This is a genomic window from Floridaenema evergladense BLCC-F167, assembly GCF_041929205.2.
GTDB lineage: Bacteria > Cyanobacteriota > Cyanobacteriia > Cyanobacteriales > Aerosakkonemataceae > Floridanema > Floridanema evergladense.
On record NZ_CM171625.1, the window covers coordinates 4082032 to 4102402 of the forward strand.

Annotated in this window: 20 protein-coding genes; 16 read left to right on the top strand and 4 right to left on the bottom strand. The window is 41.8% G+C overall.

Annotation, left to right across the window (positions count from 1 at the left end):
* Window positions 1–38 precede the first annotated feature (38 nt).
* From pilM to ACE1CA_RS19995, 15 genes are all read left to right on the top strand, one after another.
* The gene (gene pilM, locus ACE1CA_RS19925) at window positions 39–1145 is read left to right on the top strand and encodes a type IV pilus assembly protein PilM (protein WP_413277510.1); all 1107 of its coding nucleotides are present in this window, start codon (window positions 39–41) and stop codon (window positions 1143–1145) included.
* A 2-nt stretch (window positions 1146–1147) separates the two neighbouring features.
* On the top strand, window positions 1148–2023 hold the full coding sequence (locus ACE1CA_RS19930; protein ID WP_413277509.1) for a PilN domain-containing protein: 876 nt from the start codon (window positions 1148–1150) through the stop codon (window positions 2021–2023).
* A complete protein-coding gene (locus ACE1CA_RS19935) occupies window positions 2023–2850 on the top strand; it encodes a hypothetical protein (RefSeq protein ID WP_413277508.1) in 828 nt (275 codons plus the stop codon). Before ACE1CA_RS19930 ends, ACE1CA_RS19935 begins: the two co-directional genes overlap by 1 nt.
* 314 nt (window positions 2851–3164) lie before the next feature.
* Window positions 3165–5543 carry an AMIN domain-containing protein gene (locus tag ACE1CA_RS19940; protein ID WP_413277507.1) on the top strand — a complete coding sequence of 793 codons (2379 nt, stop codon included), beginning with the start codon at window positions 3165–3167 and terminating at the stop codon, window positions 5541–5543.
* Between the two features lie 476 nt (window positions 5544–6019).
* A complete protein-coding gene (locus ACE1CA_RS19945; protein ID WP_193980691.1) occupies window positions 6020–6298 on the top strand; it encodes an HU family DNA-binding protein in 279 nt (92 codons plus the stop codon).
* 20 nt (window positions 6299–6318) lie between these two features.
* Window positions 6319–7401 (top strand): threonine-phosphate decarboxylase CobD, encoded by a 1083-nt coding sequence (gene cobD, locus ACE1CA_RS19950; protein ID WP_413277506.1) that lies wholly within the window; start codon window positions 6319–6321, stop codon window positions 7399–7401.
* A 175-nt stretch (window positions 7402–7576) separates the two neighbouring features.
* On the top strand, window positions 7577–9025 hold the full coding sequence (locus ACE1CA_RS19955) for a dihydrolipoyl dehydrogenase family protein (protein ID WP_413277505.1): 1449 nt from the start codon (window positions 7577–7579) through the stop codon (window positions 9023–9025).
* 273 nt (window positions 9026–9298) lie between these two features.
* On the top strand, window positions 9299–10048 hold the full coding sequence (locus tag ACE1CA_RS19960) for an aminotransferase class IV (RefSeq protein ID WP_413277504.1): 750 nt from the start codon (window positions 9299–9301) through the stop codon (window positions 10046–10048).
* A 176-nt stretch (window positions 10049–10224) separates the two neighbouring features.
* Window positions 10225–12072 (top strand): ATP-dependent zinc metalloprotease FtsH3, encoded by a 1848-nt coding sequence (ftsH3, locus tag ACE1CA_RS19965; RefSeq protein WP_413277503.1) that lies wholly within the window; start codon window positions 10225–10227, stop codon window positions 12070–12072.
* Window positions 12073–12198: 126 nt separating this feature from the next.
* Window positions 12199–12405, top strand: a complete 207-nt coding sequence (locus tag ACE1CA_RS19970; protein WP_413277502.1) for a glycogen debranching protein — start codon at window positions 12199–12201, stop codon at window positions 12403–12405.
* A gap of 13 nt (window positions 12406–12418) precedes the next feature.
* Window positions 12419–12916, top strand: a complete 498-nt coding sequence (locus ACE1CA_RS19975; protein WP_413277501.1) for a DUF29 domain-containing protein — start codon at window positions 12419–12421, stop codon at window positions 12914–12916.
* Between the two features lie 71 nt (window positions 12917–12987).
* Window positions 12988–13164 (top strand): type II toxin-antitoxin system HicB family antitoxin, encoded by a 177-nt coding sequence (locus tag ACE1CA_RS19980; protein ID WP_459563601.1) that lies wholly within the window; start codon window positions 12988–12990, stop codon window positions 13162–13164.
* Between the two features lie 40 nt (window positions 13165–13204).
* Complete coding sequence (locus ACE1CA_RS19985; RefSeq protein ID WP_413277499.1) at window positions 13205–13423, top strand: hypothetical protein; 219 nt, start codon at window positions 13205–13207, stop codon at window positions 13421–13423.
* Window positions 13416–13802 (top strand): pepsin/retropepsin-like aspartic protease family protein, encoded by a 387-nt coding sequence (locus ACE1CA_RS19990; RefSeq protein ID WP_413277498.1) that lies wholly within the window; start codon window positions 13416–13418, stop codon window positions 13800–13802. Before ACE1CA_RS19985 ends, ACE1CA_RS19990 begins: the two co-directional genes overlap by 8 nt.
* Window positions 13803–13855: 53 nt before the next feature.
* Window positions 13856–14071, top strand: a complete 216-nt coding sequence (locus tag ACE1CA_RS19995) for a DUF4926 domain-containing protein (protein WP_413277497.1) — start codon at window positions 13856–13858, stop codon at window positions 14069–14071.
* Window positions 14072–14094: 23 nt separating this feature from the next.
* Here ACE1CA_RS19995 and ACE1CA_RS20000 read toward each other — a convergent pair whose 3' ends face one another.
* From ACE1CA_RS20000 to ACE1CA_RS20010, 3 genes are read right to left on the bottom strand one after another with little or no spacing between them, the layout of a single operon-like run.
* A complete protein-coding gene (locus ACE1CA_RS20000; RefSeq protein ID WP_413277496.1) occupies window positions 14095–14361 on the bottom strand; it encodes a type II toxin-antitoxin system RelE family toxin in 267 nt (88 codons plus the stop codon).
* Entirely contained in the window at window positions 14358–14567 is a 210-nt protein-coding gene (locus ACE1CA_RS20005; protein WP_413277495.1) for a hypothetical protein, read from the bottom strand. The genes ACE1CA_RS20000 and ACE1CA_RS20005 overlap by 4 nt, the downstream gene beginning before the upstream one ends.
* Before the next feature lie 47 nt (window positions 14568–14614).
* Window positions 14615–18685, bottom strand: a complete 4071-nt coding sequence (locus tag ACE1CA_RS20010) for a HEAT repeat domain-containing protein (RefSeq protein ID WP_486517455.1) — start codon at window positions 18683–18685, stop codon at window positions 14615–14617.
* A gap of 187 nt (window positions 18686–18872) precedes the next feature.
* Between ACE1CA_RS20010 and ACE1CA_RS20015 the strand changes: the two genes are divergently transcribed.
* Window positions 18873–19109: a hypothetical protein gene (locus ACE1CA_RS20015; protein WP_413277493.1), complete on the top strand. Its 237-nt coding sequence runs from the start codon at window positions 18873–18875 to the stop codon at window positions 19107–19109.
* A 105-nt stretch (window positions 19110–19214) separates the two neighbouring features.
* Here ACE1CA_RS20015 and ACE1CA_RS20020 read toward each other — a convergent pair whose 3' ends face one another.
* Window positions 19215–20360, bottom strand: a complete 1146-nt coding sequence (locus ACE1CA_RS20020; protein ID WP_413277492.1) for a substrate-binding domain-containing protein — start codon at window positions 20358–20360, stop codon at window positions 19215–19217.
* Window positions 20361–20371: the final 11 nt, after the last annotated feature.

Consider the following 20371-nt stretch of genomic DNA (forward strand, 5'->3'; position numbering starts at 1 on the left):
GGTTGCTTTTAAAACTTGACACAAAACGGGCGACAACAGTGGTTAACTTCATCAGCAATTTATTTTCCAAGCGTAAACCAGGTATTGGCATTGAATTAGGCTCAGAAAGGGTAAATATTGCCCAACTGCGGAAACAAGGACATGGTTTTAAAATAACCACCTTACATTCGGTAGAGGTGCCAGAAGGAGTCTTTCAAGAAGGAATGATTACCGACCCACCAACGATGGCGGAAATCATTCAAACTGCATTGGCAGAAAAAAAGATTAAGGTGACAAAAGTTGCCAGTGCTGTACCGGGAGCAGCGGGAGCAATTGTCAGAATCATACCAGTTCCAGCGGAATTAGATGATAAAGAACTCCGCAGTATGGTATTAGATCATGAAGCAGGTTTGTATTTACCTTTTCCGCGAGAAGAAGCTGATGTAGATTATCAAAAACTCGGTTTCTTTACGGATGAGGATGGCATTGAAAAAGTGCAAGTGCTGTTAGCAGCAGTGCGGGAAGATGTAACCAATACTTACATTGAGACGTTTAAACAAGCTGGTTTAACTCTTGATGTTTTGGAGATTAATAGTTTTGCTTTGATTCGGACAATTCGGGAACAATTACGCCAATTTTCTCCGCAAGAAGCTGTGGTATTAGTAGATGTGGAATTTGAAAGTACAGAAATTGCGATTATTGTTGATGGGGTGCCGCAATTTTCACGGACTGTAGCGATCGGAATGTTCCAAATTCAAAGTGCGCTAAATCGGGCAATGAATTTACCTACTACCAGAAATACGGATTTCTTAAAAAGTATGACTATTCCTTCCACACCACCAGATAGCGTTCGCACTGGTTCGACGGGGATTAATCCGGGAATGGCAGCGATGCTGAGGGTATTGGGAGAATTAGCTGATGAATTACGCCGCTCGATCGATTTTTATTTAAATCAAAGTAACAACTTAGAAGTGGCACAATTACTATTAGCTGGACCCGGTGGTGGTATCGGTCAACTAGATGAATTTTTCACATCACGCTTGAGTTTGCCTACTATTCAAGTAGACCCCGTAGCAGCACTATCTTTGGAAGTGGGAGATGAAATTGCTCCCGTACAACGACCTGGTTTAGGTGTGGTTTTGGGTTTAGGACTTAGAGAGGTTTAAAAATGTACAGTTTAGATGTTAATTTTCTGAAAGATCGGCCTGAGTTTGCTAAATCAGAGCAGAGCAAACAAAAGAAAAAATTTACTGTCAGCGGTAAGGCACCATTATTTGCAGGTGTGGCAGTAGGGGTAATTTTCCCCTTAGCGGTACTTGGTGTTTGGTGGTGGCAAACCTCAGAGCAAAGTAACTTAGAAGCGAAAATTACTCAAGTTCAAGCTGATTTGGATAAAGCTGCTCAACAACAGGGACAATTACAAAAAGTTCGCCAAGAAACTGCTTTATACAAGCAACAAACTCAGGCATTAGCCAGCGTGTTCGAGCAAATTAGACCTTGGTCAGCAATGGTTAACGATATTAGCGAAAGAGTACCGCCAGGAGTTCAAATTACTTGTATTGCACAAGTTCCGGCTAGCGGTAACTCTTCTTCTAGTATTGGTTGTCAAAATGTCCCTAACCCACAAATAAGTTCTTCTTCCAGCAGTACGCCCACTCCTACTCCTAGTCCAACTAATGCTAGTACTACTCCAGTTTTACCTGCTGACAAATTAGAAATTACTGGGATAGCTACGTCATTTGATAATGTAAATGACTTGATGTTAACTTTACAGCGATCGGCCTTTTTAAACAACAAAGACACCCGCTTAATTACAGCTAAATTGATTGAAAATCCCATTAAAGTAGAACGTGATTCGAGTAAACCACCAGCGGATGGTAATAATTTTCAAATTCCCCCATTACCCAAAGTTGTACAATTTAAAATTCAGACTAGTCTGACTGATAAAACGGCTTCTCAATTACTAGCACAAATTGGTGGTTTGGGTGATTTAGGATTAACAACACGCATTGAAGCCCTGAAGAAACAAGGAGTTATTAAATAATGAGTAACGCTGATTTTGCCTTGGACGGCGCAGAACAACAGGCAAGTGAAAATGGTGGTTCTACTAGTCTTTTTGGTATTCAACTAACACCACCTGTAATTGGTGCTTTAATTGCAGTTTTAGGATTAGGTGTAGCTGGTTATATATTCTATAATTTTGTTATGCCAGTAATGGACAATAATAAGAAACTCAGAGGGGAACTAGCTCAAAAAGAATCAGAACTAAAAGCTCAAGAAAATTTTCCAGCATTAATGGAAAAAGCAGTTACTGAAAGAAATGAAGCCAAAAGACAAAGAAGTACAGTAGCAGCTTTATTCAGTAACGAACAAAGCTTAAAAACTTCGCTCCTCGATCTGAACAAGCGCGTTGAAGCTAGAAATAGCAACTTGAAGCCAGAAGACGTTAAGGCTAAATTAACTAGATTTGACCCTGACCCTGGTGCTTCTGGTATTGTTAATGATAGTGCTTTTGGTACCCAAGCAAATAATCAAATATACCGTCAGGTGTATGAGGTGGAAATGCAAGGGACTTTTCCCCAAACTAGAGATTTTCTGTTCGACTTAGAACGGCAGAAGAATCTATTAGCAATAAATAACTTTAAGACTTTGTTAGATGCTCCTTCTCAAAAATTAGTGGTGGATAAACAGCAGGGTCAAATAGTTCCCGTTCGCAAACAAGAAACCAGTGTTACAACTTCCTTTAGATTAAATATGCTCAGACCGCTGACTGAGCAAGAACAAAAGTCAGTGCAACCGCCAGCAGCTAAAGGTGCATCTCCAAGTCCGGGTGCATCTCCAAGTCCGGGTGCGTCTCCAAGTCCTAAGTAGGGCTTGCTGAAAAAGTCTGTTGGTGAGGGTAGGGACACGGCATTCAAAAGATAACGCAGGAGTTGTAAATATTATTGATGCTGTGTCCCTACAATTTGCCTGAAAAAGGCAAGGTTTTTGCGCTAAAAGATTGTGATAACCTTGCAATTATTACAGTAAAACCCTTGCATATCTTAACTTTCTACCTTTTTTCAGCAAGCCCTAAGTAGCTCTCTCTATTGCTTATTGTCAATTGAAGTGCTATAAGCGTAAATCAACAATAGCCATATAATATAGCCGGAGTCAGTCAACTTGTTATTGTGTGAGGAGGCAAGGTGAAGTATAATCAAGGACTCAGTGGATTGTTAGTTGGGGGAACAGCAGTTCTCTTAGCAACACAGCCTGTATGGGCGGCTCCGACTCAAGTTACAGGAGTACGAGTACAGCCAGTAGGTAATAGTATACAGGTAATATTAGATACGAAGGAAGGCGATCGCCCCCAAATATTTACCTTCAATCGCCAAAATCTTTTTGTAGCCGATATTACCAATACTCAGCTACGTTTACCCCAAGGTCAGCAATTTAGTCAGCAAAACCCCGCACCTGGGATTACTGCTATTACCGTAACTCAACTAGCACCTAACAGTATCCGGTTACAGGTTGTCGGGGCAAATGCTGCTCCTACAGGAGAAATTGCCGCTAAACAAAGCAAAGGCATTACCTTTAGCGTCAATATGGGCGGTAGTAGAGCCGCAGCCGCACCCGCAACACCAAATGCTGCCCCTGCTCCTAACAATCCCATCACCGCTCAAGCACCAGCGAATCAAACACCTTTAGTTCCTAATCCAACAATTACTTATGAAGGTGGCCCAGCACCAGCAGCAGGAGCCGTACAACCCATAAGTCCCGCCCCACCTTTTTTACCTAGAGCAGTTGCGCCCCCGGTGGGAGATATAGCGGTTTCGGAAGTAAATTCTGCTTCTAGCGTGATTGATTTGGGAACGGCAGAACGGGTACCCAGATTGCTATTACGCGATGCTCCCGTGCGAGAAGTGTTATCTTTGTTAGCCCGTGCTGCTAATCGCAACGTAGTATTTTTGACTCCACCACCAGGGGCGCAAGGACAGCAGGGACAACAACAAGGGCAACAAGGACAACAAGGCGCTGCCGCTACTCTAGAGTCCGCGATTTCTCTAGATATTGAAAATGAACCGCTACAAGATGTATTTAACTATGTATTGCGGATTACAGGGTTGCAAGCTAATCGCAGTGGGAATACGGTCTTTGTGGGAACTAATTTGCCGGAGGCTGCCAGTAACATTATTGTGCGGAGTCTGCGGCTGAATCAAATTCCCGCTGCAACTGCGGCTAACTTTTTAACGGCTCAAGGTGCGGAGACGCAGTTACCTATTGAACGGATACAAATCAATACCATTGGTGAAGGTGCGGCTGCCAGAACAGTAGAAATTAGAGAGCCAGATATTAAAGTGCTGCGAGCGCAAAGAGGTGTGGGGCCGTTAATTCTTTCCGGGTTGTCTGTACTGACTAACGAGCGATTAAACTCGATTACCTTAGTAGGCGACCCCCGGAAAGTAGAAATCGCTACTGCTTTCTTGAGCCAACTGGATGCCCGTCGTCGTCAAGTTGCAGTTAACGTCAAGATTATTGATGTCAACTTATTTAACTCGGATTTTGCTGGTTCTAGCTTCTCGTTTGGGGTTGGCGGAGCTTTCTTTACTTTCGATCAGGGAGCAGCAGCCCTTAACTTTGGTCGGCTAAGACCACCAACTATTACGGAAACTCAGGGTAGTACGTTTAGTCCGCCAGTAATTGGCGACCAAACCTTCTTGCCGAATACTAATACTCCAGCTGTGCCGTTTTTAGATGCTCAACCTAATGCACCATTTGGTCGTAGTACAGGTTTTCCAGCAGATTCAGGAACTTCCCAATTTCCTTTCGGTAACTTATCTCGTCCCCCATTTGGGACAAATGTTAATCCCTTACAACCAGGAACCAATGCTTCATCAGGGTTACAAAGTTTACCACAGCTGTTGCAGTTCCCCACTCGATTATTAGGATTTTTGCAAGCGCAAATCATCAATCAAAATGCGAAAATTTTGACAGACCCAACTTTGGTGATTCAAGAAGGCGAAAGGGCTACAGTTAGGCTGGGACAAGATGTAATTACCTCTCAGACAGTTCAAACTCAACCGGGTAGTCCTCCAACTACCACTGTTACTACCCAAAAAGAAATAGCTGGTTTAAACCTATTGGTAGAAGTTGAAAGAATTGATGATAATGGTTTTGTTACCTTAATCGTTAATCCCAGTATTAGTTCTCTAGCTGGTAGTCAAACGATTGGTGTAGGTCAAAACGCGACTACTATTGCTTTGCTTAATAGAAGGGATGTGTCAAGTGGAAGAATTCGTTTGCGAGATGCACAAACACTGATTTTGTCGGGTATTATTCAGGATCAAGACAGATCTGATGTGAGAAAAGTACCGCTTTTGGGTGATATTCCGATTCTGGGAGCGCTCTTTAGAAGGACACAACGAACCAATGTGCGTAATGAAGTGATTGTGTTGCTGACTCCTCAGATTATTGATGATTCAGGTAATGCGCCGTTTGGTTATCGTTACCGACCGAGCCCAGAGTTACAGCAATTGCTGCGGCAACGGGGTTTTAATCCGCCAAATAATAATCCGCAACCTTAAGTAGGGAAAAGGTGATTTTAATCTGCCGAATAATAAGCTGCAAGCTTATGTAGGGAAAAGGCGATCGCACGGAAAAATGGGGAAGTTTGGAAAAATTAATTTTTCGATGTTAATCTTCTCCATTTTTCGGTTGAATAGCTTCTAATCTTTGCTCGGTAAGTGTTTCAGGGCTTTTGATGCTGGGATTTCCCCAGGCAAAATAGGTGAAAAATCTAAGATTTTGCTTAAAAAACTCCTGAAATCCATATATCTTAAAGGTTTCACCATTCCATATTCAGCTTGTACACCTTAGAATAAGGCAGTGAAACATTGGGTAGATGGGCATTTCAGCGTTTTGTTTGTTGAACCCCTCTCTCTTTGCTGAGTGAATAGGAATTTTTAGGGAAACCTAAATTCATTCAGATGCCCCATGCCAAAGGGAATGGATGGGGTGAAAAGTCACCAAATGCTGATTTCTAAGGAGTTCAAGCAAGAACATGAACAAAGGTGAATTAGTTGACGTAATAGCTGAAAAAGCGAATGTAACCAAGAAACAAGCCGATGCCGTCCTGACAGCAGCCTTGGATGCGATCGTAGAAGCGGTTTCTTCTGGTGATAAGGTAACGCTAGTGGGTTTTGGTTCTTTTGAACCACGCCAACGGAAAGCTCGTGAAGGTCGAAACCCGAAAACTGGCGATAAAATGGAAATTCCAGAAACCAGAGTTCCGGCTTTTTCTCCAGGCAAACTGTTTAAGGAAAAGGTCGCGCCTCAATAATCGTCACAGGGACAGGTTCTTTGTTCAATCGACCATTGCATGGGGGGAATATTGCCTGGGCAGCTGCACTAGTAGGCTGTTCCCCTGATGCTATTTTAGATTTTTCCGCCAGTATCAATCCTTTAGGCCCTCCTGAGTCAGTCATTGCTGCGATTAAGTCACACTTACCAAAGCTGACAGCTTATCCTGACCCGGATTATCATCAGCTAAGGTTATCTTTGTCGGAGGTGCATCAAGTACCGCCTGATTGGATTCTTCCGGGTAATGGTTCGGCGGAATTACTGACTTGGGCTGGCTGGGATTTGTCTGTTTTGGAGCGGACTTTCCTGATTACGCCTGCTTTTAGTGATTACTGGCGGGCTCTTAAGGCGTTTAATGCCAGTGTTGTGGAATTACCTTTGCTGAGTGCTGGGGGAGAGGCGATCGGTCTGGAGTTTTTAGACTGGAAAAAATTAACTTCCTCGTCACTTAACAATGGTTTGCTGTTGAATAATCCGCACAATCCGACGGGTAAATTGTTTTGCAAAGAAACTATTGAGCCTTTGTTAGAAAGGTTTGCTTTGGTGGTGGTGGATGAAGCTTTTATGGATTTTTTGCCCCCGAACCGAGAGCAAAGTTTAATTCCTTTGGTGCGTGAGTTTCCGAATTTGGTGATTCTACGAAGTTTGACTAAATTCTACAGTTTACCTGGTCTAAGATTGGGGTATGCGATCGCACATCCCGATCGATTGAAACGTTGGCAAACTAGACGCGATCCTTGGCCTGTTAATGTTTTAGCAGCGGCAGCGGCAGCAGCGGCAATTAACGATCGAGTTTTTCAACAGCAAACTTGGAATTGGTTACAAGTTTCTGGCATTAAATTATTTCAAGGTTTAGCAGATCTTCCTGGTTTAAAACCTTACGAAAGTGCCGTTAATTTCTTGTTGGTAAAGTCGGCGGTGTCTAGTTGCTTACTGCAAGAAAAGTTACTTCAGGAAAGTCAAATTTTGATTCGTGATTGTTTGAGTTTTCCTGAGTTGGGCGATCGCTATTTTCGTATAGCAATACGTTCTCCAACTGATAACCAACGTTTAATTGCTGGTTTAGCAAAAATTCTATCATGAGGTAGAACTGAGATAAGAACACATTGAGGCAGAGCCTCTGTTTTTCGTTACCAGGTTCAACCTGGTAACGAGATCGCCGGAGGTTCTACCTCCTTACTCTGCAAGATCTGCAAGATCTGAGTAGAAGGCAGAAGGCAGAAGATAAAGATTTTATCACCTTGTCCCAAGAGTCCCTATGCTTGATTATGATTTAGTGGTAATTGGTGGTAGTCCGGCTGGAATTTATGCTGCTGTGAAAGCAACTAATTCTAATGCGCGAGTTGCTTTGGTAGCTTCTCCATTGTTCGGTTCTACTTGGTCAGAGTCTAGTTCTAAATATAATAAAGCTCTCACTTATATGGGAAAAGTGGCACGAATTCTAGAAAGTGCTGCTACGTTTGGTTGGTCGGAAAAGGAACAATTAAATAGAAGTTTGGAATTCGGAGAAAGTTTAAAGTGGGCGAAAGGAATAGTTGCTAGTTTGGATGAAAATTATTCTCCTGCTGTGTTGGCTTCTTTGGGTGTGGATGTGATTTTTGGGGAAGGGGAATTTTGTCGTCATGCTTCTGATATTGCTTTTGCGGTTAAAGATCAATATTTGCGATCGCGAAAATACTTAATTGCCATTAATTCTAGTCCAATTATTCCCGAAATTGAAGGGTTAGAAAGTGCTGGTTATCTGACTCCTGATAGCATTTGGCAATTGACAAATGTGGAACTACCAAAAAGCTTAATTGTGATTGGTAACGATTCGCTGGGTGTGGAATTAGCACAAACTTTTTCTCGGTTGGGAACGAAGGTTTCTTTAGTAGTTAGTAATTCTCGGATTTTAGCTAAGGAAGATGAGGAAGCGGCGCTGTTAATTCAGTCACAATTAGAGGCTGAAGGTATTCAAGTTTTTACGGAATATCATGTAAGTCAAGTTAGATGGTTACAAGATAAAAAGTGGATTCAAGCGGGGAATAGAGCGATCGATGCTGATGAAATTTTAATTGCTACTGAATTCCAGCCTAATACTACTGCTTTAAATTTAGATGCGGTGGGTGTCAAGTGCAACAATCATGGAATTATAGTTAACGCAAAACTCCAAACTACGAATCACCGAATTTATGCCTGTGGTGATGTTTTGGGTGGATATCGTTTTCCTCATATTGCTAATTATGAGGCACAAATAGCTTTAAAAAATATCCTCCGTTTCCCTGCTTCTCAAGTTGATTATCGCTGCATTCCTTGGGCAATTCTTTCCGATCCAGAATTAGCCAGGGTAGGTTTGACTGAAGCTCAAGCTAAACGCCGTTATGCTGATGTTTTGGTGACACGCCGCTATTTTAAAATGGTTGATAAGGCGCAAATTCGCGGTGAAATTACTGGTTTTTGTAAAATTATTACTCTGAGTAATGGTGAAATTCTCGGCGCTCATATTGTGGGTGCGGAAGCTAGCGAGTTAATTAATGTTTTTGCTTTGGCTATGCAACAAAATTTGAAGGTTAAGGCGATCGCAAATCTCACTCCCATCTTCCCAACTTTATCCGAAATTAACTGCCAAACTGCCGCCGATTGGCAAACTTACCACCAATTCCAAAACTCTTCTAAACCAAACTTCTGGGAAGGCTTTTTGAATTTAGTTCGCTCTTGGTTTAATTAATAAGGCAGAGGGTTCCAAGGAATGAAAAAATGCAAAATGTTATAAGCTTTTTGTATAGGTTAGCGAATGATAAAAGAGGCATAATTCGCTTGTGTTTGGGTGTTTTTTGGCGTATAATTTAGATAATGGGAATATTGATTAAAATAATATTTTTGCAAATATTCCCATTATTTAAATTATAAATTTAAATGGGCAAAAAAACAATCCCAAAAGCCGGAAAAATGAAAATTTTTTTGCTAAATTTAAGAATTTTTGCAACAATTTGATTAAAAGATGTGGTATGCAGGAAAGCTGATTAGGTCGGGGAAAATAGAGTTAGGAATAGACGATCCGGGATTACTTTATGGGGCGACAGTTTTCACGACTTTAAGAGTTTATCATCATTCGTTGGAGGATGGGAGAACGAATTGGAAAGGGCACCTGCGTCGCCTAAGCAACAGCATTCAAACATTTGGCTGGCAAGAACCAAATTGGGAGAGTATCAGACAAGGTGCAGAGATATTGCAGCGGGAGTTTCCCGTATTACGAATTACAATTTTTCCCGATGGTAGGGAGTGGATAGTGGGGCGATATTTGCCGGAAGATTTAGTCGAAAGACAACAACAGGGTATAGTTGCTTGGTTAGCAGAAGTAGCAGAATTTAGGCGTAGTTTAGCCGAACATAAAACGGGCAATTATTTAACTGCTTGGTTAGCATTGAGTCAAGCGAAAAAGTATGGAGCAAAGGAAGCGATCTTAATAGATGAATCTGGCAACTGGTTAGAAACGAGTACAGGAAATCTTTGGGGATGGCAAGATGGGAGATGGTGGACACCACCATTAACAGCGGGAATTTTACCAGGGTTAATGCGAGAGCAGTTAATCGATCGGCTGATAAGTCAGAATCAGATTGTAGAGGAAGAACCTTGGACACCCGATCGAGTATTGGGGATGGAAGCGATCGCCTATAGTAACAGTGTCGTCGAAGTCGTACCCATTCATAGAGTGGTGGGGAGCAGGGGAGCAGGGGAGAGAAGAATTTAAAACTCCCCCAACTACCCACTACCCACTACCCACTACCAAATTCTCATATTTGGACTGAAAAACCGGGACTTTTCATACCTGATATGTTGCGAATTTCTCAGATAGGTTAAGATAAATTAACATAAGAGTACGCAATGAAGCTGGAAAGATAAAAAAGCTTGGAGGATTGACCAAGAGTGAATAAGCAGTGGAGAAATGCAGGGCTATATGCACTGTTAGCCTTAGTAGTAGTTGCATTAGCAACGGCTTTTTTTGACAAACAACCCCAAACTAGAGAGACTTGGCGCTACAGCCAGTTGATCCAGGCAGTAGAAAATAAAAGAGTAGCAAAAGTTAGTATTAGTGCAGATCGATCGTTCGCCCGTCTGACAGATCCAGACGATCCGAAAGGCAAAACAGTTATAGTCAACCTCCCCAACGATCCAGATCTAATCAACTTTTTAACAAAGAACAACGTTGACATTTCAGTTTTACCACCAGCTGATGATGCTTTCTGGTTGCGAGCACTGAGCAGTTTATTTTTCCCGATTTTACTTTTAGTGGGACTGTTCTTTTTACTCAGACGCGCTCAAAATGGCCCGGGTTCGCAAGCGATGAACTTTGGGAAGTCGAAGGCGCGAGTGCAAATGGAACCACAAACTCAAGTAACTTTCGGGGATGTGGCAGGTATTGACCAAGCGAAGCTAGAACTTAATGAAGTTGTAGACTTTTTGAAGAATGCCGATCGCTTTACCGCAATTGGTGCAAAAATTCCCAAAGGCGTGCTCTTGGTTGGCCCTCCGGGAACTGGTAAAACTTTGTTAGCTCGTGCGGTAGCTGGTGAAGCGGGAGTTCCTTTCTTCAGTATTTCCGGTTCTGAGTTCGTAGAAATGTTCGTCGGTGTGGGTGCTTCCCGCGTCCGCGACTTGTTTGAACAAGCGAAAGCTAACGCACCTTGTATCGTATTTATTGATGAAATTGATGCGGTCGGTCGTCAGCGTGGTGCTGGTTTAGGCGGTGGTAATGATGAACGGGAACAAACCTTAAACCAATTACTTACGGAAATGGATGGTTTTGAAGGTAATACTGGCATCATTATTATTGCTGCTACTAACCGTCCTGATGTATTGGATGCAGCGTTACTGCGTCCGGGACGTTTCGATCGTCAAGTAGTGGTAGACCGTCCAGACTTTGCGGGACGTTTGGAAATTCTGAAAGTTCATGCTCGGGGCAAGACTTTGGCACAAGATGTAGACTTAGAAAGAATTGCCCGTCGGACTCCTGGGTTTACTGGTGCAGATTTGTCTAATTTGCTGAATGAAGCGGCAATTTTGGCAGCAAGACGCAATTTGACGGAAATCTCGATGGATGAAGTCAATGATGCGATCGATCGCGTGTTAGCAGGACCCGAAAAGAAAGACCGGATGATGAGCGAAAAACGCAAAGCAGTAGTAGCTTATCACGAAGCTGGTCACGCAGTAGTTGGTGCTTTAATGCCTGACTTTGACCCAGTACAAAAGATTAGCATTATTCCTCGCGGTCAAGCGGGTGGGATTACTTGGTTTACGCCCAGTGAAGATAGACTAGATTCTGGTTTATTGAGCCGTTCTTACCTGCAAAACCGGATGGCGATGCTGTTGGGTGGACGAGTAGCAGAAGAAATTGTCTTTGGTGAAGAAGAGGTGACTACTGGTGCTTCGAGTGACTTGCAGCAAGTTGCGCGGGTAGCACGTCAGATGGTGATGCGCTTTGGGATGAGCGATCGCGTCGGACAAGTTGCTCTCGGTCGTCAGCAAGGTAATATGTTTTTAGGCAGAGATATCATGTCAGAGCGTGATTTCTCCGAAGAAACAGCAGCGTTGGTAGATGAAGAAGTTCGCCTTTTAGTTGATGAAGCTTACAAACGAGCTAAGGATGTGTTAGTAAGTAACCGTTCCTTGCTGGATCATTTATCAGCTTTGTTAATTGAAAAAGAAACTGTAGACGCTGATGAATTACAAGAAATCTTGGCAAACAGCGATGTCAAAATGGCTTCTTTAGCTTAGTTAGTTTAAAGAGTGATTTAAAAGGGGTAATTCCGGTTTTTCCAGAATTACTCCTTTTTTTTGGCTATTGGGCAGGAAACAGAGAAGAGATGTAAAATGCTCTTTACAGGTTATAGGAACTAAACCGTGACTATTTGGGTAAACGAACAGATCGATCCATCAGGTATTATCTATTCTTGTATTGCTACTTGTAATGAAGAGCAAGCCAAAGATTGCCATAAATCATTTCAGGAGAACTTGACCGAAGAGCAGAAGTCCACAGGTTGGGTAGCGCGGATGCGAACTGTAGAATCATGGGAAGAAGTGCCTGTGAGTGCTTTGAAATTGAATTAATTTGGAAGGAACTATGAACCTTCAACTAAAAGACCTATATGAAACTGATTTTTATGCCTGGACTCAAAAACAAGCAGAATTATTACGTCAACGTAACCTAAATAATCTTGATTTTGAGAATCTGATTGAGGAAATAGAGTCGTTGGGTAAACAGCAACAGCAAGAATTAATAAGTAGATTAACTATCCTCATTGGTCATTTATTAAAGTGGGAATATCAGCTTACAAATAGGTCTAGAAGTTGGATTAGGACTATTAGAGAGCAGCGGAGACAAGTCACAAAAATCATCAAGAAAAACCCTAGCTTAAAATCGATGTTAGATGAAGCAATAAAAGAAGCTTACTCAGATGCAATAGACTTAGCTATTGACGAAACAGGGTTAGGTTTCAGAACTTTTCCCTCAGAAATTCCTTACACTTGGGAACAAATAGAAAACCAGAATTTTTACCCAGGATTACTTAATGATTCTGATAGAGATTTACTTGAACTTTATGGAATAGGTAATGAATGATGGTTGAGGTTGCGATCGCACACCAACCCATTCTAAAATCAAGAAACCCGAACGGCAAAAAGAATAAAGTTATGAAGCGAACTTTTACAGCAAGCGTATGGCAAGAGGGTAGTTGGTTTGTGGCTCAATGTTTAGAGGTTGATATTGCTAGCCAAGGCGAGACGGAAGCAGAAGCATTGAGTAATCTGAGTGAAGCTTTGTCGCTGCATTTTGAGCCACCTTTAGCCACTATCACTCCGCAAATGTAGTGTTATAATGTTACTCTCAACAGAGCGAGCAATTAATTCTATGATTGTAACTGACTTATTACCAATGCTGCAAAATTTATCCCGCGCTGATAAGCTACGAGTTATCGAGTTTTTGGCATCGGAATTGGCTAAAGAAGAAACTATTTCTACGCTCAAACATGGACAAACTTATGAAGTTTGGTCGCCTTATGATGCTTTTGAAGCTGAGAATATCCTGGGAAAAATGCTAGAGGAAGATCGGGCAAATCAAGATGCTTAATGCAGAAAGATACCCTTTTATTGAAAGGCGCAATGATTCAGGAGAAAGAGTTTTTGCGCCATATTTACCGATAACATTAAATTATCAAAATCTTTCTTTGCAGATATCTGGGCTATTGGATACTGGGGCTAGTGTTAATGTTTTGCCTTACGAAATTGGATTACAATTAGGGGCAGTTTGGGAGGAGCAGAAAATTTCAGTTTTATTAACAGGTAATTTGGCTCGATTTCCGGCGCGTGGTTTAATTGTATCAGCTACAATCGGTCAATTTACACCTGTTCGCTTGGCTTTTGCTTGGACACAAGCTAATAATGTTCCTTTGATTTTGGGGCGACAGAATTTCTTTGCCGAGTTTGATGTTTGTTTCTATGGTTCTTAGTTAGCTTTTGAAGTTTGTCCAAAGCAAAGTCGCTCAAATTAATTACTTAATTTATGAATTTTGAAATGTTTTCCGAAGTAACTTTAAAAGAAGATATTCCTGAATACAACTTACTCAAAGGAACTGCTGCAATTATAGTTGATTATTGTCCTAGACCGGAAGGGCAGGAAGATGGTTATGTTTTAGAAGTATTGAATGCAGAAGGCGAGGGATTTACAGTTGTTGCTTTGCCAGCTTCAAAAATTGAGTCTGTAGCGGTAACAGTTTAGATGTAAGTTGTTGTGTTTTAGTGCTAGGGAAAGTATCGATAGATTTCTTTTCGATTCAATACCCTAACGAAGATGGCTGTATTTTCATTTACTGCCATCCCAATTCTATATTCTCCAACCCGAATCCGATAATAGTTACCTTCTGCTTTCAGTTTTTTTACATTCCTCACCTCACTTAAACTATCAACCGTTTCAACTTCTTCTATTACCGCCTTAATTCTTTGCAACAATGCCTCATCGCGAAGATTACTTAAATCTTTTTCAAAACTTTTTCTAAATTCTACATTCATCCTTTACCTTCCAGAATTTTGAAAATTGCTTCTCTACTAACTGGTTCGGTATTTTCGCCTTCTTTAATAGCCTTTTCTAAGGCTAAGTCTTCTATCACTTCTGCTAATAAATCGGAAAATACTTCTTTCTGTTCTTGAATTAACTCAATAATTGCAGATTTAAGTATTTCTTTGAGTTTACTTTCGTCTAATGTAATCTCGGTCATATATTTTGCATATAAAGAGGATAGTTTGATAGTAACACAGGATTTTTCTATCTTTCCATCATTTTCTCTCTCATCCAACCGACAATATCTGCAATTAAATTTGGTTGAGTCGGTGAAAATGTTTGCAACCCAATTTCCCCGGTTTCCCACACTACACAAATCGCGCCATCAAATTTGCTCAAAGCTGTCAGAAATGTATCGCTAAATCCTGTGGGTGTGGCTGTGAGTGCTGTGGAATCGTAGCAGATGAAAAACAGGGGATTTTCGCGGCTTCGGCGCAGGTAATTCCAATAAAGTTTGAGTTTTTGCATTGTTTCTGGATACCCATTCTGCCACTCTGGACAATTTTGATTTAGCATCTGGTCGTAAATTTCTGGGGCGGGGTTTTCGGGGTCGATGATTTGGTGTGTGTCGATGCAAATTAGCTTTACTTTGCTGCATAATTCGGGTTGATTGTTAATAGCTTCGGTAAGGATTTGGGGTAAGTTTGCTATGTTGAGGTTTGCTGTTGCGGTGTTGGTAAGGGTGTCTTGGTGCCAAGCTTGATAGAAGTCGGGGTAGGGCAGATTTTGGGCGTAGTGCCAGAATAATTCGTAGCAGTGTCGATCAATTTGCTGAGAGTTGTTGAAGTTGTCTTTTAAAGTTTTGATGACGGCAAACTGCTTATTTGTCTCGATTTTCTTCAAGCTTACTGCCACTTGCCTACGGGTGTCATCATCAAGTTGGTCAGAACTCAGCAGTTGCACTAAAGCATCGATCGCATTTTGATTGCCTGGGTCAATGTACCCTAAGCTTTCTGCCACTTGCCAACGGGTGTCATCATCAAGTTGGTCAGAACTCAGCAGTTGCACTAAAGCATCGATCGCATTTTGATTGCCTGGGTCAATGTTCCCTAAGCTTTCTGCCACTTGCCTACGGGTGTAATGATCAAGTTGGTCAGAACTCAGCAGTTGCACTAAAGCATCGATCGCATTTTGATTGCCTTGACCAATGTTCCCTAAGCTTTTTGCCACTTGCCAACGGGTGTCATCATCAAGTTGGTCAGAACTCAGCAGTTGCACTAAAGCATCGATCGCTTTTTGATTGCCTTGACCAATGTTCCCTAAGCTTACTGCCACTTGCCTACGGGTGTCATCATCAAGTTGGTCAGAACTCAGCAGTTGCACTAAAGCATCGATCGCTTTTTGATTGCCTTGACCAATGTTCCCTAAGCTTACTGCCACTTGCCAACGGGTGTCATCATCAAGTTGGTCAGAACTCAGCAGTTGCACTAAAGCATCGATCGCATTTTGATTGCCTGGGTCAATGTTCCCTAAGCTTTCTGCCACTTGCCAACGGGTGTCATCATCAAGTTGGTCAGAACTCAGCAGTTGCACTAAAGCATCGATCGCTTTTTGATTGCCTTGACCAATGTTCCCTAAGCTTACTGCCACTTGCCAACGGGTGTCATCATCAAGTTGGTCAGAACTCAGCAGTTGCACTAAAGCATCGATCGCATTTTGATTGCCTTGACCAATGTTCCCTAAGCTTTTTGCCACTTGCCAACGGGTGTCATCATCAAGTTGGTCAGAACTCAGCAGTTGCACTAAAGCATCGATCGCATTTTGATTGCCTGGGTCAATGTTCCCTAAGCTTACTGCCACTTGCCTACGGGTGTAATGATCAAGTTGGTCAGAACTCAGCAGTTGCACTAAAGCATCGATCGCTTTTTGATTGCCTGGGTCAATGTTCCCTAAGCTTACTGCCACTTGCCAACGGGTGTCATGATCAAGTTGGTCAGAACTCAGCAGTTGCACTAAAGCATCGATCGCTTTTTGATTGCCTTGACCAATGTTCCCTAAGCTTACTGCCACTTGCCAACGGGTGTAATGATCAAGTTGGTCAGAACTCAGCAGTTGCACTAAAGCATCGATCGCTTTTTGATTGCCTTGACCAATGTTCCCTAAGCTTACTGCCACTTGCCTACGGGTGTAATGATCAAGTTGGTCAGAACTCAGCAGTTGCACTAAAGCATCGATCGCTTTTGGGCGCTGCGTCTGTTGGAAAGCTTCGTATGCACCATTAACGACTTGATAGAAAAATTTTACCCACTCTTGTTTTTCAGAATCGAAATAACCAAATACCCACCTAACAATTTGGCTTATTACTTCATCTATTTGGGAATAATTCTGAAACTCGGCAATTGCAGCAGCAGCTAAAAAATAGGCTCGATATTCATAATAAGCTTTATCTATCTTTAATAAATTGTGTTTTCTTGACAAAAAATCAAATTCTTTCCCATATAAATTGCACCATTCTCCACATCCGTCCTTAAAATAAACCAAAGCATCAATAAATTCCTCTTTCTGCTTTCCTTCTATCTCCCCTCGCCCCAACCACAGCAAAATTACCTCTCGCCACTGCCTCTCAAAAATGCGGTAACTGCAATCAGAAACCGGGGGAATTTGGTGAAGTAAGAAAAAGTGCCAATCCTCAATTGCACAAGCGGCGAAATATTCCTGAAACGTGGGATGGAAGAAAGCGTAAACAGGCTTTTTCGTGCGGGTATCCCTGTCAACTAAAACCAACCATCCCAATTCATCTGCTAAATTAAACCACACCTCCTTCATCTGCTCAATAGCAAAATCTTGCTCAATCCGAAACCGATTAACGCTTTCCATTGCCGCTAAAGCCAACTTTGCCAAAGCTTGTTGAATCTGTTTTTTATCCCTCTGGTTTAATACTGGCTGTTTCTTGGAGAATTCCTCTTGTTTCCACTCAAAAAAATAAGTGGTAAACTGCTCGTAAAGTGCCGCCTTCGTTTCGGGCAATTCCTGTTCGGGTACGCACCAAGACTGACACAACATCGACAACCGCAGGGGATTGCGTACCAGTTCTTTGATTCGCTCTTTTCCGGGTTCTTTTAACTGTGTTGTTAAGCGTTTTCCCTGTTCTCGCCAAAAAGTTTCATTGCCAGAATTGCGCCGTTTCTCATCCTGACTCGCCTCTTCAAACCACTGGCGAATAAACTCATCCACATCATCCGGTTCAAATTCCAATGTTTTATAAGTATCAAAATTTGTCAGGGTATTGCTAATCGCCGCATCCCAAACATTCAAACGACAAGTTAGCACCACCCGCGCCTTACCCACCCAGTCAGTCAGTTGTTCCCGAATTCTCGCCAACGCCTCCATAGGGGAAGTCGCCGCCATTTCATCCACCCCATCCAACAGCAACCACACTTTACCTGTTGCGAAAAGTTGCTTGAATGATTTTCTGATTTCTGGCGTGACATTTTCGGCTTCAAAATCGATAAATTGCAATGCTTTTGCCAGCCAATTATTGAGTAAATAATCGGCAATTGTGCTAGAACGTAAATCTGCCAAGCGAATACAAATCGGAAAATCCGGGGAATTTTTCGCCAAACGTTCTGCCAATTCTCCTAACAGCGTAGTTTTCCCCGCACCCGGTTCGCCAATAATCGCAATATGCTTGCCTTTTTCGGTGTGATTTTCGGCAATAACTTTCTGGAAAAAAGCATCATCTTTATAAGTTTCGACGATTTGCAGTTCTGGTTCTTTCTGCGGTGGCGAGTCTTCCCCTGTGGCGTTTTTTCTGGGGTTTGGTGTTTTGGGACGTTCCATTAATCCCAAGGGAACGTAAATATTTAATTCATATTGTTGTGCTGTTGCTTGGCGGCGTAGGTGTTGGGTTTCTAATACTTGGTTGCAGATTTCGCGCCAGTCAATATTATTAATACTGGGCTTTTTCTGACAATCAGGAAATTTTGTCTCCCATAACCATTTAAAAGCTTGCTCCCAAGGACTTTTACCTTTTGGCGATCGTCCTCTGTTGTTTTCATCAGATGATTTCCGAACTATTAAACAACCATTTTTTTCTAAAACATTACATATATTAGTCAACTCATCTTGGAGTTTCTGCGCCTTATCTTCTGGTTGTCCTGTCCAGTTAATAGAATTTGCAAGAGCAGTATTGTTTTGTCCTGCCTTACTCTCATCAAACCTATTCAAAAAAGTTTCTCGCGTATCACCAAAAAATTCGTATTGGGTAGCTAGTTCCTCCAGAAATCGGCGCTTTTCCTCCTGCAAGTCTTCCTGCGCTGCCATATAAGTAAACATTTTACAAATATTTTATTCGGATTCTAGCACATTAAATTAAGCCGTCATAATACTTATACAAAAAAATATAAAAATATTGTGCCGATTTAATTCTGTTTATTTCTATTTATCTGGAATTTGCTCCTAATTTTATGTCTATTTAAGCCATTCTACTCTCAAAGAGTAGTTAATTTTGGGCTTTGAGACAATGGTTAACAAACAGAAAAGGTCTGGAAAGTTAGTTCAAAAACTTATTGCTGTTTCCTTGATAATTCAGGCAATAATAATTGGAGTTAAAGGCAATATCGATGTGTTATCGGGGAAAAATCCAATCGATGTAATTCAATCAATGATCGCTCAAGGTATTGAGTTAATTATCAAAGCTTATAATGCGGAAAAAAGGATTGGTAAAAAGAGCGATCGCGCCAACAAACCCGGCGAATAGAATTCGCGGCTACACAAACAAAACCCGCCTGCGCGGGTTAAGAAAGTCCGCGCAGGCGGACTTGGTTTGTGTAGCCCCAGGTTTTAACCTGTGGGTGTTCTTTTTTTATAGATTTTTTGGTTCAATAGTTTCGATGATTTCTCCTGTTTGAGAGGTATCGTAACCGCCAAGGGAAATTAACTGAGAGTGAAGGCGTTGGTGTCCGAGAATGTTGAGGAATTGTTGCACGGGTTTTTCTTGCAAGTAATCTTTAATAATTACTAAATCGTATTGTGATTTATGTAGGGGTACAAATCCTAATCCAAAGGCGGTTGCTACTGCTTGAATACTAACTCCAGCATCAGCTTTGCCACTGGCAACTGTTCGCGCAACTGCAACATGACTATTAACAGTTTGGTTAAATCCTTTGACGGCAGTAAAGGGAATTTTGGCTTGATTTAGTAAGTATTCTAATAATTGGCGACTGCCAGAACCTAGTTCTCGGTTGACAATAGTAATTGGCGCGTTAGTTAAGTCTGCAACTGTTCTCAATCTTTTGGGATTTCCTGGTTGCACTAATAGTCCTTCTGACCAATAACCTAAGTTAATTAATACTAGTTTATGATTGGTCGAGATGTTTTTGATAAAGCTAATATTATGGGAGTTAGTTTCTGGATTATATAAGTGCATTCCGGCGATATGAACTTCGCCTCTGAGTAATCTTTCTAGTGCTTCCATGCTGTTGGCAAAACTCCAGTGAACTCGCAAATTGGGATACCATTGTTCTGCGACTTTTGCCCACAGGGAAAGTACTGGGGTACAGGCTGCGATCGCAACTGTCTGCTTAATCTTATCCTGAGAATCCCAAAGTTTGACAATGATTTTATTATCTTCTGTTTCTCGCCAACCTTCACCATCTGCGGGAATCATTTCTGTCCGAAATGCTTCTTCTCCTAACAATGGATAAGCAATTAATCTTCCCCCTACTTGCGCTAAATTCATTCTTAATTTCTGCGCTACGGGAACTGCTTGCGTAGCAATTGCTTCTATATCACTACACTCTTCTTGTAACCAAAATAAATCTTCTACTTGACATCCCAACACTTTTGCTAACCGTAAAGCTATTGTCGCTGAAGGGGCATATTGTCCAGATTCTACACCACTGATGGTTTGCCGGGAAACTCCGGCTATTTTCGCTAAATCCTGCTGACTCAAGCCTAAGCGGATACGAATTTGCTTTAAATTGTTACGTAGCTCACTCTCCGGCTTCATTACTGATTCCT

Excerpts from the sequence above, each read along its gene's own strand:
- ACE1CA_RS19930 (WP_413277509.1), top strand. The coding sequence starts at position 1,148 with ATGTACAGTTTAGATGTTAATTTTCTGAAAGATCGGCCTGAGTTTGCT.
- ACE1CA_RS19935 (WP_413277508.1), top strand. The coding sequence starts at position 2,023 with ATGAGTAACGCTGATTTTGCCTTGGACGGCGCAGAACAACAGGCAAGT.
- ACE1CA_RS19945 (WP_193980691.1), top strand. The coding sequence starts at position 6,020 with ATGAACAAAGGTGAATTAGTTGACGTAATAGCTGAAAAAGCGAATGTA.
- ACE1CA_RS19955 (WP_413277505.1), top strand. The coding sequence starts at position 7,577 with ATGCTTGATTATGATTTAGTGGTAATTGGTGGTAGTCCGGCTGGAATT.
- ACE1CA_RS19960 (WP_413277504.1), top strand. The coding sequence starts at position 9,299 with ATGTGGTATGCAGGAAAGCTGATTAGGTCGGGGAAAATAGAGTTAGGA.
- ACE1CA_RS19975 (WP_413277501.1), top strand. The coding sequence starts at position 12,419 with ATGAACCTTCAACTAAAAGACCTATATGAAACTGATTTTTATGCCTGG.
- ACE1CA_RS19980 (WP_459563601.1), top strand. The coding sequence starts at position 12,988 with ATGAAGCGAACTTTTACAGCAAGCGTATGGCAAGAGGGTAGTTGGTTT.
- ACE1CA_RS19985 (WP_413277499.1), top strand. The coding sequence starts at position 13,205 with ATGATTGTAACTGACTTATTACCAATGCTGCAAAATTTATCCCGCGCT.
- ACE1CA_RS19990 (WP_413277498.1), top strand. The coding sequence starts at position 13,416 with ATGCTTAATGCAGAAAGATACCCTTTTATTGAAAGGCGCAATGATTCA.
- ACE1CA_RS19995 (WP_413277497.1), top strand. The coding sequence starts at position 13,856 with ATGAATTTTGAAATGTTTTCCGAAGTAACTTTAAAAGAAGATATTCCT.
- ACE1CA_RS20000 (WP_413277496.1), bottom strand. The coding sequence starts at position 14,361 with ATGAATGTAGAATTTAGAAAAAGTTTTGAAAAAGATTTAAGTAATCTT.
- ACE1CA_RS20005 (WP_413277495.1), bottom strand. The coding sequence starts at position 14,567 with ATGACCGAGATTACATTAGACGAAAGTAAACTCAAAGAAATACTTAAA.
- ACE1CA_RS20010 (WP_486517455.1), bottom strand. The coding sequence starts at position 18,685 with ATGTTTACTTATATGGCAGCGCAGGAAGACTTGCAGGAGGAAAAGCGC.
- ACE1CA_RS20015 (WP_413277493.1), top strand. The coding sequence starts at position 18,873 with ATGGTTAACAAACAGAAAAGGTCTGGAAAGTTAGTTCAAAAACTTATT.
- ACE1CA_RS20020 (WP_413277492.1), bottom strand. The coding sequence starts at position 20,360 with ATGAAGCCGGAGAGTGAGCTACGTAACAATTTAAAGCAAATTCGTATC.